Annotated in this window: 16 protein-coding genes; 8 read left to right on the plus strand and 8 right to left on the minus strand. The window is 63.9% G+C overall.

Going from position 1 to position 17,303, the window contains the following annotated elements; all coding sequences use genetic code 11:
* Window positions 1–3: 3 nt before the first annotated feature.
* From BBTA_RS15155 to BBTA_RS15170, 4 genes are read right to left on the minus strand one after another with little or no spacing between them, the layout of a single operon-like run.
* Complete coding sequence (locus BBTA_RS15155; RefSeq protein ID WP_012043364.1) at window positions 4–486, minus strand: MarR family winged helix-turn-helix transcriptional regulator; 483 nt, start codon at window positions 484–486, stop codon at window positions 4–6.
* Window positions 486–1,013 (minus strand): MarR family winged helix-turn-helix transcriptional regulator, encoded by a 528-nt coding sequence (locus BBTA_RS15160; RefSeq protein WP_244424424.1) that lies wholly within the window; start codon window positions 1,011–1,013, stop codon window positions 486–488. Before BBTA_RS15160 ends, BBTA_RS15155 begins: the two co-directional genes overlap by 1 nt.
* Window positions 1,014–1,031: 18 nt before the next feature.
* On the minus strand, window positions 1,032–2,591 hold the full coding sequence (locus BBTA_RS15165) for an indolepyruvate oxidoreductase subunit beta family protein (RefSeq protein WP_012043366.1): 1,560 nt from the start codon (window positions 2,589–2,591) through the stop codon (window positions 1,032–1,034).
* A complete protein-coding gene (locus BBTA_RS15170; protein ID WP_012043367.1) occupies window positions 2,588–4,747 on the minus strand; it encodes a thiamine pyrophosphate-dependent enzyme in 2,160 nt (719 codons plus the stop codon). The genes BBTA_RS15165 and BBTA_RS15170 overlap by 4 nt, the downstream gene beginning before the upstream one ends.
* Window positions 4,748–5,015: 268 nt before the next feature.
* Here BBTA_RS15170 and BBTA_RS15175 point away from each other — a divergent pair, with 268 nt between their 5' ends.
* Genes BBTA_RS15175 through BBTA_RS15190 form a run of 4 tightly spaced genes read left to right on the plus strand, consistent with a single transcriptional unit; the run spans window position 5,016 to window position 8,221 of the window.
* Complete coding sequence (locus BBTA_RS15175) at window positions 5,016–6,122, plus strand: cupin domain-containing protein (protein ID WP_012043368.1); 1,107 nt, start codon at window positions 5,016–5,018, stop codon at window positions 6,120–6,122.
* Between the two features lie 40 nt (window positions 6,123–6,162).
* Window positions 6,163–7,071 (plus strand): fumarylacetoacetate hydrolase family protein, encoded by a 909-nt coding sequence (locus BBTA_RS15180; protein ID WP_012043369.1) that lies wholly within the window; start codon window positions 6,163–6,165, stop codon window positions 7,069–7,071.
* Window positions 7,071–7,508 carry a thioesterase family protein gene (locus BBTA_RS15185; protein ID WP_012043370.1) on the plus strand — a complete coding sequence of 146 codons (438 nt, stop codon included), beginning with the start codon at window positions 7,071–7,073 and terminating at the stop codon, window positions 7,506–7,508. Before BBTA_RS15180 ends, BBTA_RS15185 begins: the two co-directional genes overlap by 1 nt.
* 11 nt (window positions 7,509–7,519) lie before the next feature.
* Window positions 7,520–8,221 (plus strand): hypothetical protein, encoded by a 702-nt coding sequence (locus BBTA_RS15190; protein ID WP_244424426.1) that lies wholly within the window; start codon window positions 7,520–7,522, stop codon window positions 8,219–8,221.
* A 69-nt stretch (window positions 8,222–8,290) separates the two neighbouring features.
* Here BBTA_RS15190 and BBTA_RS15195 read toward each other — a convergent pair whose 3' ends face one another.
* From BBTA_RS15195 to BBTA_RS15210, 4 genes are read right to left on the minus strand one after another with little or no spacing between them, the layout of a single operon-like run.
* Window positions 8,291–9,004: an ABC transporter ATP-binding protein gene (locus BBTA_RS15195; RefSeq protein WP_085972612.1), complete on the minus strand. Its 714-nt coding sequence runs from the start codon at window positions 9,002–9,004 to the stop codon at window positions 8,291–8,293.
* Entirely contained in the window at window positions 9,001–10,770 is a 1,770-nt protein-coding gene (locus BBTA_RS15200) for an ATP-binding cassette domain-containing protein (RefSeq protein WP_012043373.1), read from the minus strand. Before BBTA_RS15200 ends, BBTA_RS15195 begins: the two co-directional genes overlap by 4 nt.
* Window positions 10,767–11,810: a branched-chain amino acid ABC transporter permease gene (locus BBTA_RS15205; protein WP_012043374.1), complete on the minus strand. Its 1,044-nt coding sequence runs from the start codon at window positions 11,808–11,810 to the stop codon at window positions 10,767–10,769. The genes BBTA_RS15200 and BBTA_RS15205 overlap by 4 nt, the downstream gene beginning before the upstream one ends.
* A 42-nt stretch (window positions 11,811–11,852) precedes the next feature.
* The gene (locus BBTA_RS15210) at window positions 11,853–13,001 is read right to left on the minus strand and encodes an ABC transporter substrate-binding protein (protein ID WP_041750656.1); all 1,149 of its coding nucleotides are present in this window, start codon (window positions 12,999–13,001) and stop codon (window positions 11,853–11,855) included.
* A gap of 592 nt (window positions 13,002–13,593) precedes the next feature.
* Between BBTA_RS15210 and BBTA_RS15215 the strand changes: the two genes are divergently transcribed.
* The 4 genes from BBTA_RS15215 to BBTA_RS15230 are packed head-to-tail and all read left to right on the plus strand — an operon-like array spanning window position 13,594 to window position 17,279.
* Window positions 13,594–14,424 carry an aspartate/glutamate racemase family protein gene (locus BBTA_RS15215; protein WP_012043376.1) on the plus strand — a complete coding sequence of 277 codons (831 nt, stop codon included), beginning with the start codon at window positions 13,594–13,596 and terminating at the stop codon, window positions 14,422–14,424.
* A complete protein-coding gene (locus BBTA_RS15220) occupies window positions 14,411–14,839 on the plus strand; it encodes an organic hydroperoxide resistance protein (RefSeq protein ID WP_085972613.1) in 429 nt (142 codons plus the stop codon). Before BBTA_RS15215 ends, BBTA_RS15220 begins: the two co-directional genes overlap by 14 nt.
* 17 nt (window positions 14,840–14,856) lie before the next feature.
* On the plus strand, window positions 14,857–16,041 hold the full coding sequence (locus tag BBTA_RS15225) for a thiolase family protein (RefSeq protein WP_012043378.1): 1,185 nt from the start codon (window positions 14,857–14,859) through the stop codon (window positions 16,039–16,041).
* Window positions 16,038–17,279: an SDR family NAD(P)-dependent oxidoreductase gene (locus BBTA_RS15230; RefSeq protein ID WP_012043379.1), complete on the plus strand. Its 1,242-nt coding sequence runs from the start codon at window positions 16,038–16,040 to the stop codon at window positions 17,277–17,279. The genes BBTA_RS15225 and BBTA_RS15230 overlap by 4 nt, the downstream gene beginning before the upstream one ends.
* The last annotated feature ends 24 nt before the right edge of the window (window positions 17,280–17,303 follow it).

The following is a 17,303-nucleotide window of genomic DNA, read 5'->3' on the forward strand; positions in this document are numbered from 1 at the left end:
AGGTCAGATGTCGTTCTGCCGGATGTTGGTGACCATCTTGGCGAGCACGCGCGCGCAGATCTCGATCTCGTCGGGGTCGATGCCCGCGGTCAGCCGATCATAGTTTCGTTCCATGATCGGCCAGACCTTTCGCAGCAAGGCTTCGCCGTCCGGAGTGAGGCCCACGACCCGCCGGCGCTGATCCTCCTCGGCAATCTCCCGCTTCACGAGGCCCGACGTCACCATGGATTCGACCATGCGGCTCGCGGTCGACTGTTCGGTCACGGCGAGAACGGCGACCTCATTGACGGTGAGGGTCTTGTAGATGAACAGCACCGACAAGGTTCGGAATACGACGTTGTTGATGCCGTGCTCGCTGAGATCACGGTTCTGATCGAGGTTCCAGCGATTGGCGAGCCGGTTGAGGAGATAGGGAATGTAGCTCTGCAGCTGGTCTCGCGTCCGGGGTGGTCCCGATTTCCACCGATTCCTGGAGTCCTTGGCCATTAGGTCCTGCGATTCTGATTTTTCTGCTCGGAGCGGACTTTGGAGGAGATCGACCGTAGGATCGAAAGCGCGGCCTCCAGTTCGTGAGTCGGGACATCTTCGAGGCGCTGTCGCAGATGCCTGTTGTGCACGCCAGCCGCCTTCCTGAACACCGCTTCGCCCTTGGGCGTCAAGCGAACAATGAACGAACGCCGATCCTCGTTCGACATCTCCCTGCTGATGAGCTCGTCCGCCGCCAGACGTTGCACCAGCCCTGACACATTGCCGCCCGACACTTTCAGGTTCTGCGTCAACCGCCCGAGCGTCAGACCGTCAGGATAGCGGGCGAGCTGAGCGAGCGCATCGAACTTCGCCAAGGACAAGCCCAGTTCCGCGATCATCGCCGCGTTCAGGGCGGCAAACAGCTCGCCGTGAAGCGACAGAAGTTGCAGCCAGAACCGGGTCTCGGTCTGTCCGGTGGCGGGCGTGGTGGCCTTCTCGCGTGCTGCAGACATGGCGTCCCGTCGAGTAGGGGCAGTGAACGGCAAGATGCGCAGCCGGCGCGATCAGGCGAAAGACTTGATGGTCCGGATCACGCCGTCGAGCTCGGTGCCCGCGCTGTCCTTCAGCGCGGCTTCCCGCAGCCGCCGTGCCCAGTCGGCGGCATCCTCGCGCCGCTCGATCAGCTTGATCGCTGCAAGCGTGCGGTCGAACTTCGAAAGACCTCTTCCGTGCGTATCGGAATAGCCCTTCACCAGACGGCGGCATTGCAGGATTTCGACGCCCAGCTGGTAATTGCTCCGGACGGCCGCTGTGGCGGCCGCGAGCCATTCGTCCCGGTGCGCCGTCTCGACAGCGTGACGCAGGGTGGCGCGGCGCAGGCCGCGGAACCCGCCGACGGCATAGAGGGCCAGGAACCAGGGGAGGGAATAGGTCCGGACCCGGCGCCCTTTGCTGACGCGGCGGTCGAGCCAGCCGACCAGACGCGGCTTGCCGCCGAGCCAGCGGCCGAGGCGCGCTGGCAGCATGCCGATCACCTCCTCCATCCGGGGATGCATGAATTCGGTCGTCTGCAGCACGGAATCCTGCGACAATTCGAGTTCATTCGCGATCCGTGCGCGGCGGCCCGCCCGTGTTTTCAGATCGGCGACCCGGATGACGTCATCATAGGCCATGGCGTTGGCGAGGTATTTCGCCGCGGCCTCGGTGAAGGCGAACGCCTTGTCGCCGCCGCAGCATTGGCGGTCGGCCGCCAGCAACCTGTCGAGCAGATCCAGATATTCGCTGCCGTAAGCGAGATCCTGGAAGTCGATGACCTTCTTCAGTCCGGCCAGCGCCATGGCCTGCACAGGGGCCGGGAATTGCTGCTTGAGGCGCGTGACAAGGGCGGCGAGACCCGGCTCCATCGGAGCGTGAGCCGGGCGGGTGGCCTCCGCCGGTTTTGGTGCCGCGGCCGCGAAGGATCCCGTCTGAACCTGGGCGAGGGCGGAATCGAAGGTCCGCAGGCTAGCATTCGCGCCCTTGCTGCCGGCGCGGATCACTGCGCGAAAGCTCTCCACATTGAACGGCAGAACGCCGGCCGCGGCGAGGGCGCCGAACATCGCCGCCGAAATGACGCTGCCATGGGCGATCGCCAGCGCATTCATGTCGAAGACGATCTCGGTCTTGGCCGCGATGCCGATCGCGCCGGTCACCGCGCCCTGGTCGGCGATGCCATTTCCCGGCGCGATCTTCTCGGCGATCGCGAATGAGCGGTGATCCGACGCGATCAGCGTGGTCCGGTCCGGGGTCACGAGGCCGCGCAGGATCGAGCGGCCGGCCTCCATGAATTCGGCCGCCATGACGACGTCGACGTCGCCGGGAGTCGGCGTGAGCGCGAGCACAGGCTTGCGGCCATCGAGCGGCGGCATCGCTTCGATGTAATAGATGGTCGCGCCGGTGCGTTGGGCGACGCCGGGAACCGATGTCGATTGCGCGACCCAGCCCTGGTCCTCGGCGAGCTGAACGATCCAGTCGGTGAGCACGCCGCCGCCCTGGCCACCCATCGCCACGATGGCAATCGAGATCGGCCGTTCGGTGGCATCGCCAGCCGCGGGAAGCGCCAGGCGGGTGGATTCGTCTCTCATGCCAGCGCCTCGAGCACGGGGCGCTTGCGATCTCGCCGCTGCTGCAGCCAGCCGATCACGGCCATGCTCAGCTTGGATTTGAACCTGTCCCAGCGCGTCGGATTATGGATGACATCGGCGCGGTAGAAGGACGGGCACAGCACGGCCGCCTCCGCGACCTCGCCGCAATTGCCGCAGCCGACGCAGGAATTGTCGATGGCGGCGACGGGATCATCCCGCAGCGGATCGTCGAGCTGCTTCACGGACAGCGACGGACAGCCGGAGAGCCGGATACAGGCATGGTCGCCGGTGCAGACGTCTTCATCGACGCCGAACCGCTCCTTCACGGTGCGCACACCGTCCTTGATGGCCTTGTTGATCTGCGGCCGTACGCGACGCTGCTTGTTCAGCATGCATTCGGAGGACGCCACGATGACCTTCGGGCCTTCTGCCTGCGTGGTCAGCGCCTCCTTGAGGGTGTCGCGCATCCGGCCGACGTCATAGGTGCGATCGATCTGCCGGACCCATTGGCCGCCAATGCCCTTGACGGCCTGCACGATCGAATTGTTGGTCTTGCGCCGCGTATTGGTGGCGCGCGAGGACAGGATGTCCTGGCCGCCGGTGGCCGACGTGTAGTAGTTGTCGACGATGACGAACACGCCGTCGTGCTTGTTGAACACGGCATTGCCGATGCCGCTGGTCAGTCCATTGTGCCAGAAGCCGCCATCGCCCATCACCGCGATCGCGCGCTTGTCAGCCTTCACGTTGAAGGCCGAGGTCGAGGCGGGACCGAGGCCGAAGCCCATGGTCGTTGCGCCGATGTTGAAGGGCGGAAGAATCGAGAACAGATGGCAGCCGATGTCGGCCGAGACATGGTGCTGGCCGAGCTCCTCCTCGACGAGCTTCATGGCAGCGAAGATCGGCCGCTCCGGACAACCGGTGCAAAGTCCGGGAGGACGGGCCGGTACGACCTGTTTCAGCCTCTCCACGGCAGGATGGTTGAGCACGGGCGTGGCATCGGGAGCGGGCGGCCGATTGCCGAGCAGTCTTGGCTCGCACCTCTCCAGAAAGTCGCGGACGCCGCCAAGCAGGACCTGCGCAGTATAGTCGCCCCCCATGGGCAACACGTCCTTGCCATGAATGCGCGCCTGAATGTCTTTGCGCCGGAGCACGGTGTTGATCGCCTGTTCGAGATATTCCGGCTGACCTTCCTCGACGATCAGCACGGCCTCCTTGTCCAGGCAGAACTCCGCGACCTCGCTGTCGATCACCGGATAGGTGACGTTCATGACATAGAGCGGAACCTGGGTGTTGCCGTAAGCGTCGGAGAGGCCGAGATATTGCAGCGCGCGGATGACGTTGTTGTACATCCCGCCCTGCATGATGATGCCGACTTTGCCCTGCTTCGGTCCGAACTGTTCATTCAACCTGTTCTCGTGAACGAACCGGATCGCTGCCGGCATCCGGGTCTTGATCTTCTCCTGCTCATGCTCGTAGGCCGCCGGCGGCAGCACGATGCGGTTGACGTCGCGCTTGGGATTGTTGAGGGCGTCCTTGATGGTGTGGCGCGGCTTGAGATTGTCCTTGCAGACGAAGCTTCCGTGCATGTGGCAGGCGCGAACACGAACCTCGAGCATGACGGGTGTGTTCGAATATTCCGAGAGCTCGAAGCCCTTCTCGATCAGATTGACGATGCATTCATGATCGGGGCGCGGGTCGAGCAGCCACATCTGCGACTTCATCGCGAAGGCATGCGTGCGCTCCTGCATGATCGAGGAGCCTTCGCCGTAATCCTCGCCGACGATGATCATCGTGCCGCCGGTGACGCCGCCCGACGCGAGGTTGGCCAGCGCGTCGGAGGCGACATTGGTCCCCACGGTCGATTTCCACGCCACCGCGCCGCGCAGGGGATACATGACCGACGCCGAGAGCATCGCCGCCGCCGCCGCTTCGTTCGCCGAACTCTGGAAGACGACGCCAAGCTCATCGAGGACATCCTTGGCGTCGGCGAGCACGTCCATCAGATGCGAGATCGGCGATCCCTGGTAGCCGCCGACATAGGCTACTCCCGACTGCAGCAGCGCCTTGGTGATTGCGAGGATGCCTTCGCCGCGAAAGGTGTCGCCGTGCCCAAGCCGGAGATCCTCGACCTCGCGCGCAAAAGAACGTTCCGCCATTGCACCCTCCAGAAATATGCGATATCATAATTTTACATATGAAATAAGTCAACGCGGTTAAGCGTTGCCGATCCTTCCGGAGCATCGCTCCGGGACGTTACCACAGGCCGGTGACGGCGCGGTCCGGATGCTGAAACACTCTGGTTTCAGGGCTGCCGCGGTCCAGGCCTCACCCCGCCTGTCTCGACGCAAGCGCGACCGCTGCCAAGGCCGCATTGGTGGACGAGGCCGCCGCCAGACACGCCGTGACGCACACATGGAGGGAAGAATGCGCGAGAACGTCATCGGTCGGGCCAATGTCGAGGATACGCCCGAGCTACAGGCCTACTACAAGGATCTGGAGAAATACGAGGCGGGAGCGCTCTGGACGGTCGCCAACAAGATCGAGCCATGGCAGCCGCAATCTGCGTCCGTTCCCGTACTCTGGCGCTACCAGGATCTGCGCGAGCATGTGCTCCGGTCGGTGGAGTTGGTCTCCCCGGAGAAGGCGGGACGCCGCGTGATCTATCTCAACAATCCGGGGCGCCGGGACGTGTCGGCCGCGGTCGGCTGGCTCTATTCCGGCCTGCAGGTGATGCATCCCGGGGAGGTCGCTTCCGCGCATGCGCACTCCGCCTCCGCCTTGCGCTTCATCATGGAGGGGACGGGCGCCTACACCATCGTCGACGGCCACAAGATGACGCTCGGCGCGCGCGACTTTGTGCTCACACCGAATGGGACCTGGCACGAGCATGGGGTCGAGGCCGGCGGCTCCGTCTGCATATGGCAGGATGGTCTCGACATTCCGCTGGTCAACGCGCTGGAGGCCAACTTCTTCGCGGTGCATCCAAAGATTCAGCAGGAGGAGTCCGGCTATCCCGTGGACGATATGACCAAGACCTGGGGCAATCCCGGCCTTCGTCCGGCCGATTCGCGGTGGTCGAAGGGCTATTCGCCGATGTTCAAATATGAATGGGAGCCGACCTACGACTCCTTGCGGAAGTATGCCGCCGCGACCGACGGGTCGCCCTTTGACGGAATTCTGATGAACTACGTCAATCCGATCACCGGCGGGCACGTGATGCAGACGATCGGCGCCAGCATGCAACTGCTCCGGCCCGGTGAAAAGACCAAGTCGCATCGGCACACCGGCAGCTTCATCTATCAGGTCGCCAAGGGACGGGGGTATTCGATCGTCGCCGGCAAACGGCTGGATTGGCAGGAGCGCGATGTCTTCTGTGTCCCGTCCTGGGCCTGGCACGAGCATGGCAATGCGTCGGACAGTGACGACGCCTGCCTGTTCAGCTTCAACGACCTCCCGGTCATCGAGGGGCTTGGGTTCTATCGGGAAGAGGCCTACGGCGACAATTCAGGCCATCAGCCCTCAGCGTCCTGAGCCTTCAACAGTTCCACCAGAAAAGCCGGATCGTCACGTCATGCGCCTTGTTACTTACACCCTGGGCTCCAGCGGCGCCCGTCTGGGTGCTCTCGTCAATGGACTGGTCGTCGATGTCGAGCGCCTCGGTGCCTCGCACCATCTCTCGTGGCCGAACGACATGCTGTCGTTCATCGACAATAGCGTCACGCTTCTTCCCGCGCTCGGGCAATGCCTGGACAGCGGAAGCGGATCTCTGCCGAGCGGTTCTGCCGTCCCGGTCGAGGACGTCAAATTGCTGGCTCCCATTCCCCGTCCGCGAAAGAACATTTTCGGCATCGGCCTCAACTACCGCGCCCATGTTGCGGAGTCCGCCAAGAGCCTGGACACGGACAAGGATCTGCCGAAGCAGCCGGTGGTCTTCTCCAAGCCGCCGACCGCGGTGATCGGGCCGGGGGCGGCCATCCAGCACAATGCGAAGATGACGCAGCAGCTCGACTGGGAGGTGGAGCTCGCGGTGATCATTGGCAAGACCGCAACGCGCATTGCGGTCGCAAATGCGATGAAGCATGTCTTCGGCTATTCGGTGATGATCGACATCTCCGCGCGCGATAATCGTCGCGCCGGCCAGTGGATTTTCTCGAAGGGCATGGACACCTACGCGCCCTTCGGCCCGTGCATCGTGACCGCCGATGAGATACCCGATCCGCACGATCTGCGTCTCTGGCTCACGAAGAACGGGCAAACGAAGCAGGATTCGAACACCAAATACATGATCTTCGACATTCCAACGCTGATCACGGACATTTCTTCGGGAATGACGCTGGAGCCGGGCGACATCATCGCGACCGGAACGCCCGATGGCGTCGGCGCCGGAATGACACCGCAGGAATGGTTGTGGCCGGGCGACGTGGTCGAGGCCGGCATTGACAGGATCGGCGTCATCAGGCACCCGGTGGTGGCGATCTGATGAGCCGGTTCTCATTTGAGCGCGAGCTGAGATTCGGCGACTGCGATCCTTCAGGGATTGCCTACTTCCCGTCCTATCTCGACATGCTCAATGGAGTTGTCGAGGAGTTCTGGGCGACGATCGGCTTTCCCTGGCAGGAGCTGATCACGGTCCGCAAGATCGGGACCCCCACGGTGCATCTCGACTGCGATTTCTCGGTCCCGTCGCTGTTCGGCGACCGGCTGACCTTCGAGCTCCGCATCAAGCGCGTCGGCCGGGCATCGCTTCAACTGGGCCACGTCATATCGGGATCGGATGGCGCCCGATGGACCGCAAATCAGATCCTGGCTGCAACATCCTTGGTTGATCGCCGTGCCATTCCATGGCCGGACGACGTTCGTGCGGCGCTTGTGAAAGGCCTGGAGATCACGGCCGACGGAGCACGATCCATCGCATGATCTCATGTTTCATGACCTTTGCTGACATGGCCGGCGAGCGGCGGATCAGTGCCGGGGATCTCGCGGCCGCGATCGAGGCAGTCGCGTCGATCCCGGATATGACGGAAGGGCTGCTGTTTACGCCACTCGAGCAGTCCGTCGATCATCCCTATCGCGCCGACGGTGCCGGACCGGCATTTGCACTGCAACTGCGCTTTCCGGACTTGCCGACCTGTGAGGCTGCCCTGAACAGGGGCGGCATTCTCTCTGGCCTGGCAACGGGCAGGGGGCTGTCGAGCCTTGCTGGATTGGACGTCACGCATCAGGTGATGGTGACGCGACGTTTCCCTGTCGATGTCGCCACGCATCCGGACGGCACGGTGAGACCGTGCAGCTATCTCGTTCATTATCCGGGGCCAGCCGACGACATGAACGCCTGGAATCTGCACTATATCGAGCACCATCCCGCGATCATGCGGACGTTTCCGGATGTCCGCCAGATCGAGATCTATACGCGGGTCGATTGGATCGACCGGCTGCCCTCACGACGCGTCGAGCACATGCAGCGCAACAAACTGGTGTTCGACAGTCCGGACGCGCTGGCGCGGGCGCTGAGTTCCGATGTGATCAAGCGGATGCGGGAGGACTTTCTCCGCTTCCCGCCATTTGCGGGCGGCAACAAGCATTTTCCGATGCTGACCACGACGGTCCGTCCCGGCACGGCACATCCATAGCGTGGCGAGCGTTGCTGCCCGCTTGGACGATTTGTCCACGCGCCGCGGCCAGCCCGTCACACCATCGCGTCAATGGCCGCCGAGATAGGCTGTGATCAGCCGGGGATCGTGGATCAGGTCCTTGGCCGGGCCCGACTGGACGATCTCGCCGGTCTCGAGCACATAGCCGTAATCGGCCGTCTCGAGTGCCGCGCGAGCGTTCTGCTCGACCAGCAGGATGGACACGCCGAGATCGCGCAAGGACGCGATGGTGCGGAAGATTTCGCGCACGATCAGCGGAGCAAGACCAAGGCTGGGCTCGTCCAGCATGAGCAGCTTCGGCTTGGCCATCAATGCGCGTCCCAGCGCCAGCATCTGGCGTTCACCGCCGGAGAGTGTTCCGGCAGTCTGGCGTTGCCGCTCCCGAAGCCGGGGGAAGCGATCATACACCTCGTCGAGCGCCTGGCGGACACCCGAGCGATCGCGCAGGCTGTAGGAGCCGAGCAGGAGATTGTCCGCGACCGTCATGTCGGAGAACAGCTCGCGCTTTTCCGGAACGAGACACAGCCGCCGCTCGACGCGGTTTTCGACCGACATCCTGCCGATCTCGCTGCCCTGAAAACTGATCCGGCCGCGCGACGCGAGCAGCCCGATTGCCGCCATCAGCAGCGTGGTCTTGCCGGCCCCGTTCGGGCCGATCACCGTGACAATCTGTCCTTCTTCGACCGACAGCGACACGTTGCGGACCGCTTCGACATGGTCGTAACAGACGGTCACATCCGTCATAGCGAACATCGGGCTCACGCGACGCCTCCGAGATAGGCTTCTTGAACCCGCTCGTCGTTCCGGATCGCGGCGGGGTCGCCTTCGCAGAGCTTGGATCCGAAATCGAGCACGACGATGCGATCGACCAAGGACATCACGAACTCCATATCGTGCTCGACGATCAGGATGGTCAGGTGGTCATTCCGCAACGACCTGAGCAGTTCGGCCAGCCGCAGCTTCTCCTGGCGGCGAAGTCCGGCAGCCGGTTCGTCGAGCACCAGCAGCGCCGGGTCCGCGGCGAGGGCCCGCGCGATCTCCAGGATGCGTTGGTTGCCGAGCGGCAGGTTGCCGGCGATGTCGAACGGCTTGTCGCCGAGCCCGACGCGCTCCAACTGACGCAGCGCTTCGAACTGCGCACTGGCCTCCTCGCGCCGGTTGAGGCGCAAGGCGCTCGCGAGCAGGCCGGTGCGGGTCCGAGCATAGGTGCCGAGCATCACGTTTTCGAGCAGGCTCATCCGCGGCCTGAGCTTGACGTGCTGAAACGTTCTGGCGATGCCCGCCTTGGCGATCCGCGATTGCGCCTCACGGGTGATCGAGCGTCCAGCAAAGACGATGTCGCCCTTGTTGACGCGGAGCGCGCCCGTCAGACAGTTGAACATGGTGCTCTTGCCGGCGCCGTTCGGCCCGATCACGGCCAGGATCTCCCCGGAGCGCACGTCGAAGCTCACATTGTTCACGGCGACAAGGCCGCCGAAACGTCGCTCGGCACCGTCCACTTTGAGCAGCAGCTCTCCAGGCGCAGGCTGTGCACGGCGCGGCAGGGCAGGGGCGGGTTGCGGCCGGTCGCGACGCAGCTTCGGCAGATAGCGCCCGACGAATGGCACGATTCCCTGCCGGGCCCATTGCAGGAACAGGATGAACAGCGCGGAGAAGGCGACGATCTCAAGCTGGCCGGATGCCCCCTTGGCGATCAATGGCAGATAGTCCTGGACGCTGTTCTTGAGCAGCGTCACGATCGCGGCGCCGACGACGCCCCCAAGCAGACTTCCTGCGCCGCCGACCATCGACATCATGAGGTATTCGATGCCCATGCCGGCATCGAATGGGCCGGGACTGATGAAACGGCTCATATGGGCGTAGAGCCAGCCGGACAGGGCCGCCAGAAACGCCGCGATGACGAAGATCAGCAGCTTGATCCGGAACGCACTGATGCCGAGGCTCTCGACCAGCGTATTGCCGCCCCGCAACGCGCGCATCGCGCGGCCGAGGCGCGAGTCCAGCAGATTATATCCGATCCAGAGAACGGCTGCGACGATGCCCCAGATCAGGAAATAGACCTGCGCGCTGGAGACCAGGGCATAGGACCCGAAGCTGATCGGCGGAATCGATGCGATGCCGTTGAAGCGTCCGAGCCCTTCCACATTGCCGAACAGGAAGCCGATCGCGAGCCCCCATGCCACCGTGCTGAGCGAAAGGAAATGCCCCTGCAGCCGAAGGGTGGCGAGCCCGAGCAGGGTCGCGATGCTGCAGGTCAGCGTCAACGCCAGGAGGAGGCCGACCCAGGGGGATTGTCCGTTGAGGGCCGACACCCAGGCGGTGGCATAGGCCGCGATCCCGACGAAAGCCGCCTGTCCGAACGAGACGATGCCGCCGACGCCGGTGAGAAGCGCGAGGCCGATCGCGACCAGCGAATACACGCCGATATAGTTCATCAGCGTGATCGTGAACGGGGGCAGGAGGAAGGGCGCGGCAGCAAGGCACAGCATCGCCACCATTGCCGCCAGCTGGACGTGAAGACGGGTCATTCTTCGATCTCCTCCTCGGAATGCAGGGAGGATAGGGATCGCCAGATCAGAATCGGGATCAGGAGCGAGAACACGATGACATCCTTCAGCGCGCTGCTCTCGAAGGATGCGAAGCTTTCGAGAATGCCGACGCCGACAGCGCCTATCGCCGCTCCGGGATAGCTGGTCAGGCCGCCCACGATCGCGCCGACGAAAGCCTTGAGGCCGATCAGGAAGCCGGAATCGTAGAACACGGTGTTCACCGGCGCGATCAGGATGCCCGACACGCCGGCCATCAGCGAGCCGAGGAGGTAGGCGATGGTCCCGGCGCGTGCCGGCCGGATTCCCATCAGGCGCGAGCCGGTCCGGTTCACGGCGGTGGCGCGCAGCGATTTGCCAACCAATGTGAAGTCGAAGAACAGATAAAGCAGACCGCTGAAGACGAGCGCCGCGATCACGATCAGCATGGTCTGACCGGAGATGAGAATGCCGGCAATCTCGGTCGACAGCGAGGTCAGCGGTTCGGTGCGCACGCCCTCAGGTCCGAAAAACAGCAGGCCAAGACCGACCAGTGCAAAATGCAATGCGACCGAGACCGTCAGCAACAACAGCACCGTGCCGTCGGCGATCGGACGAAACACGATCCGGTCGAGAAGGGGAGCGATCGGGGTGATCAGCATCAGCGCGAGCACGAGCCGGACCGCCAGTGGCGGATCCATGCGGGTCACGATCCAGGCTGCGCCGACGATCGCGCATGGCAGAGCGAGATAAAGCAGCAGCGCGCGCGGCACGAGCCGCGGCTCGTTCGTGCGCAGCAGCGAAATGATTTCCACGAGGGTTGCGAGGCAGGCCAGCACCAGAACGAGCGTTCCGGTGCCGGGAAACCGCTTCGCATCGAGAGCAGCCAGCGTCAGCGCGGTGAACGCGGCAATATCGCCGAACGGAATGAAGATGACGCGGGTGACCGTGAAGATCAGCACGGTTCCGATCGCCACCAGCGCATAGACTGCGCCGGTGGCGATGCCGTCGATCGCAAGAATGGCGGCGATATCGCTCGTCATGACGGCGCGCTTCCCCGTTCCGAGTGGTGGTCAGTCGTCGAATTATGGCGCATACTTCCACGCGCCATCGGTCAGGCGAACGATGACGAGAGATCGTTCGTCCACGCCCGTGACCGCTCCCGGCTTGAAATTGTAGATGGCGTGGACGCCGGGCAGTTCCCGGGTGCTGAGAATGGCGTCGCGCAGGGCGCCGCGGAATGCGCTGGTGCCGGGCTTTGTGGTTTTGAGTGCCTGTTCGGCGGCGTTGGCGAAGATGAGCCAGGCGTCGAACGAATAGGCGGAGAAGCCGTCCGTCGTCGGAATATTATGGGTCTTCTGGTAGACCGCGCGGAAATCCAACGCGAGCTTCTTGGCGAAATGATCGTCCGGGAGCTGCTCGGCCACGATCACCGGGCCGGCCGACACCTGGATCCCTTCGGCGGCTTTGCCGCCGACATGGACGAAATCCGGATTGACCAGGGCGACCGTGCCATACGTCTTGCCCTTGAAACCCCGCTCGGCCAAGCTCAGGAGAGGCAGCGCACCCTGCGTGCCCGAGCCGCCGTCGAGGACGGCATCCGGCCGGGCCGCGAGCACCTTCAGCGTTTGCGCCGTCACCGACGTGTCCGTCCGAGCATAACGCTCGTTGGTCTGCACCTTGATGTCATCGGTGGCTTCGGCCGCCTTTGCGCCGTTATAGACGAGATCGCCCCAGGCGTCGGAGAAGCCGATATAGCCGATGTTCTTCATGCCATCGCGCTTCATGCGGTCGGCGACGATCTTGACCAGCAAGGATGCGGGTTGTGGGACCGAGACGACCCATTGCTCCGGCGATTCCGGCAGCTTGCCGATCGGCGACACCGCGATCATCGGCACCTTCAATTCGCTGGCGACGGCGGCCATCGCGATGGTCGAGGGAGCCGTGGCCGTGCCGATCAGGAGGTCGACCTTCTCCTCTTCCACGAGCTTGCGCGCATTGCGGGTTGCGGCGGATGGGTCGGATCCATCGTCCAGCTGGATCAGACGAATGGTCTCGCCATTGATCACCTTCTTGTATTCATACGCCGCCGCGATGCCGCGGCCATACGGAATGCCGATCGAGGCGCCGGGGCCGCTCAGCGATGTGACGAAACCAATGGTGATGTCGGCCTGAGCAGCTGTTGCCGCAAAGACGCCGGCGACAAGCGCGAGTATGCTCACAGTCCTTCGCATTTGCGTTCTCCTCCTGGGTTGACCGGTTTGGGAAGCTTGCTCCCCGCCGGGAGCTGACACAATGATCGGAGACGATGCTGCAGCGCCGCAGGCCGGGCGCACCGATGAAGGGCTGCTTGGCGGGCGTCAGCGGTCATGGCATCGGCTGCTGTCGAAGCCGCGTTGCCATGCGAGAGACTCGGAAGCGCTTTCGGGCATCGCCTGAGGAGCGCTGCAGCCGCGACGCGAGAGCGACGATGCTGCCGGCGGCTCTGTGACTGTCCAGGCGATCGAGAGTCTCAAAATCGGTGCCCTGCAACATCGGTGTCTGGGCCCAGCGGCTGCGCCGATGGATTAGTTAAAGCCTAAAGTATTATTGGCGAAGCCGTCAACACGCGCCGGCGTTTCGTAAGAAAAAAATGTTATTGCATACATTTTCGTCAGGCTGCGCCGATTGCCGCGCCATCGCCCGCCGAGCAATGTGCAGTCTGGCCGGCTCTCGTCCAGCTGCCCGCGTATCGCGCTGAGCGCATTGACGCACCAATTAGTTTATGATTGAAACTTCTACGGCGGCAGTCGAGGATGGATCTTCCGACGTCCGGGGAGAAGGGCGATGCGCATCTTCTGGCAGAGCTTCGTTGATGCGAGCGTGAATGCGCCCTACATGGCGCGGCTGTCGGAGTACCTCAACGCGATCGCAGCGCCTGGCACGAGCGTTCACGTCGAAGGAATCTCGCCGCCTGATCGCGAATTCGGTCGCCTCGCGGAGTTGCGCTGTGCGATTCAGGCCATCGACAACGGCATCGCAGCCGAACAGGGCGGGTTCGACGCTTTCGTCATGGGACACTTTCAGGATCCCGGGCTTTATGAGCTTCGCTCCGCGCTCGACATTCCGGTGATCGGGACAGGGGAGGCGACCCTGCTTGCCGCCTCGCAGCTCGGCAGGCGGCTTGGCCTGGTGACGCTCGATCCCGTCTTCGAGGTCTGGCATTATGAGCAGGCCGAACGTTACGGTCTCGGTGGTCGCATTGCCCATGTTGTCGGGCTTGGTTGCAAGCCCGAGGATTTTGCCGCCGCGTTTGCCGGCGACCAGGAGGCGCAGGCGCGGATGATCAGGGACTTCGTGGCGTGTGCGCGTCCGCTGCTGGAGCGCGGCGCCGACGTGGTGATTCCCGCCGGCGTGCTGCCGGGGCTGTTGATCGGCCGTGAACACGGTTTGAAGATCGATCACGCGCCGGTGGTCAATTGCGCGGCGGTCGCCTTGAAGAATGCCGAGATGTGGGTGCAGCTCAGGCGGCTCAACGGGACCGAGCCGAGTCGCGGCCCCAGCTTCAGCCGGGCCAGTGCGCTCGCCCGCGAGGATTTTCGCGCGCTGCTCGCTTGCAACACGCAATTGTGCCGGGAGCCGAGTCCCGCGGTGGAGACCAAGAATGGTGCAGCCTGAAAAGATCCTCTACGAGACCGAGGTCACGGCGACGGGTGGCCGCGACGGGAAGGCTGCGAGCGCGGATGGCTTGCTGTCGGTGTCGCTGTCCTTGCCGAAAGCGCTGGGTGGGCCCGGCGGTGAGGGAACCAATCCGGAGCAGCTCTTTGCCGCCGGCTATGCGGCGTGTTTTCTCGGCGCGGTCAAGCTCGTGGCTCGTACCAGGAAGATGACGCCGTCCGCCGAGCCGTCGGTCACCGCGAAGGTTGGGATGGGCCCGATCCCGGTCGGCTATGCGCTTGCGGTCGAGCTCAAGGTCAGCCTGCCGGGCATCGAGAAGTCTCTGGCCGAGGAGATCGTTGCTGGTGCGCATGAGCGCTGCCCCTATTCGAATGCGACGCGTGGCAATATCGACGTGAAGCTGACGGTGGTCTGAAGCGCTAATCCGGGCGGATGACAGTGGAGAAGACTCAGCGCGCATCCTACGATGGGGTCGTCATGGCCGTTCCGGTCACGATTCCTTACATGCGCTATTCGATCGAAAGCGCGCAATGGTGGATCGGCCGCGCCTTGAGCGCGCTCGTGGCGCAGGCCGGGATCAAGAGTTCGGATATCGACGGCCTGTGTGTCTCCAGCTTCACGCTGGGGAACGACAGCGGCGTTGGTCTGACCCAGCATTTCGGTCTGTGCGTGCGGTGGCTTGATACGATCCCGCTCGGCGGCGCGAGTGCCATCGCGGCGGTGCGGAAGGCGGCGCGGGCGGTCCAGGCGCGTGACGCTGATATCGTGGCCTGCGTGGCCGGTGATGCCAATCATGTCGATTCGTTCCGGCAGACACTCGAGAATTTCTCCCGCTTCAATCAAGACGCCGTCTATCCCTACGGAGCAGGCGGCGCCAATGCGAGCTTTGCGTTGATTGCGCGCAATTACATGCGCACCTACGGTGTGACGCGCGAGGATGTCGGCAGGATCGCGGTTGCGCAGCGCGCCAACGCGCTCCGCAATCCGAATGCCCTGATGAAGACGCCGCTGTCGATCGAGCAATATCTCGCCGCCCGCCCGATTTCGGATCCGATTCACCTGTTCGACTGCGTCATGCCGTGCGCCGGCGCCGAGGCGTTTCTGGTGATGCGGGACGACACGGCGGCATCGCTCGGATTGCCGGCCGCCCGCGTGCTTTCGACGATCGAGCGGCACAACGCATTTGCGGATGATCCCATGCAGCTACGCGGCGGCTGGGCCAAAGATATTGGCGAACTCTACGCCATGGCCGGGGTCACGCCGGACGATCTCGATGTCGTCCAGACCTATGACGATTACCCGGTCATCACCATGATGCAATTCGAGGATCTCGGCTTCTGCAAGAAGGGCGAAGGGGCGGCCTTCGTGCGCGAGCACGATCTCACGATCGATGGCGACTTCCCGCATAATACGTCCGGCGGCCAGCTCTCGGTCGGGCAGGCCGGTGCGGCCGGCGCCTATCTCGGACTCGTCGAAGGGCTTCGGCAGGTGCTGGGAACGGCAGGGCCGACCCAGGTGAAAGCGGCGCGGCTCGCTCTCGCGTCTGGCTTCGGAATGATCAATTATGATCGCGGTCTCGCCTCGGGGGCCGTGATCCTGGCGGGACCTGCGCGATGATCAACCCGATCGATCCTCCCCGGCGCAAGAACCCGTTGCTGCGGACGCGGCTGCCGGCGTCGCCGCCGCGGGCGCGCAGCCGAAAGTCGCATGGCTTCACGCGAGCGGCCGCCGAGGGGCGCTTCATGCTGCAACGGTGCGCCGCCTGCAACACCTTTGCCTATCCGGCGCGCGACGCCTGTCCGTCGTGCCTGTCGGCAGATCTGCCTTTCGTCGATGCGCCGCGGCGCGGCACCTTGCTGGCGGAGACGACGGCTCGCGTTCCGAGCGATGTCTATTTCCGTGAGCGGGCGCCCTGGCGGATCGGTCTGGTCAAGATGGATTGCGGACCGACGATCGTCGCGCATCTGCACGCCGATTGTAGCGAAGGGGCGCCCGTTCGCATGTCGTTTCAGCTCGACAAGAGCGGTCAGGCGGTCGCCTTTGCCCGGCCGGAGGAGGAGACTCCCAACATGGACGATGACCGGCAGTGGCGGGAAATGACGGCTGATCCCAAATTCCGGCGCGTGCTCGTGACCAACGGTCGCAGTGCCATCGGATTGGAGACGGTCACCGCATTGCAGGCCGCCGGCGCGAAGACGGTGTTTGTCGGCGTTGCCGAGCCGTGGCGCCCGTTTGCTGGCGAACAACACCTCCGCAAGCTGGATGGAATCGAGATCGTCGCGCTGGACGCCTCCGATGAGAAGTCGGTCGCCGATCTCGCCGCGGATATCGGCGGCAAGGTCGACATCCTCATCAACACGACCGAATATATCAGGCCCGGCGGCGTGCTCGACCGCAAGGGCACCGCCATTGCCCGCGAGGAGATCGACCACGCCTATCTCGGCTTCCTGAATCTGGCGCAGGGATTCGGGCCCGCGATGCGGATGCGGGGCGCGGATGGCGTCAACAGCAGTGCCGCCTGGGTCAACGTCTTGTCGGTCTATGCCTTGGCCAACTGGCCTGCTTACGGCGCCTATTCGGCCTCACAAGCCGCCTGCCTGTCGCTGTCCCATTGCCTGCGTGCAGAGTTGCGTCCCGGCGGCGTCAAGCTGACGAACCTGTTCACGGGCCCTGTCGATACCGAGTGGTTCCAGATGGTGCCGCCGCCGAAGGTCGCGCCCCGCGCCATTGCGCAGGCGATCGTGGCCGCGCTCAAGAGCGGCCTCGAGGACGTCTATGTCGGAGACGTTGCAGAAGAAATCCGGCAGCGGCTCGCCGCCAATCCGAAGGCGCTCGAGCGTGAGCTCGACCGATGATCTCGCAAGCCCAACCAAGCCGGG

Source organism: Bradyrhizobium sp. BTAi1, assembly GCF_000015165.1.
In the GTDB taxonomy this organism is placed as follows: Bacteria; Pseudomonadota; Alphaproteobacteria; order Rhizobiales; family Xanthobacteraceae; genus Bradyrhizobium; species Bradyrhizobium denitrificans.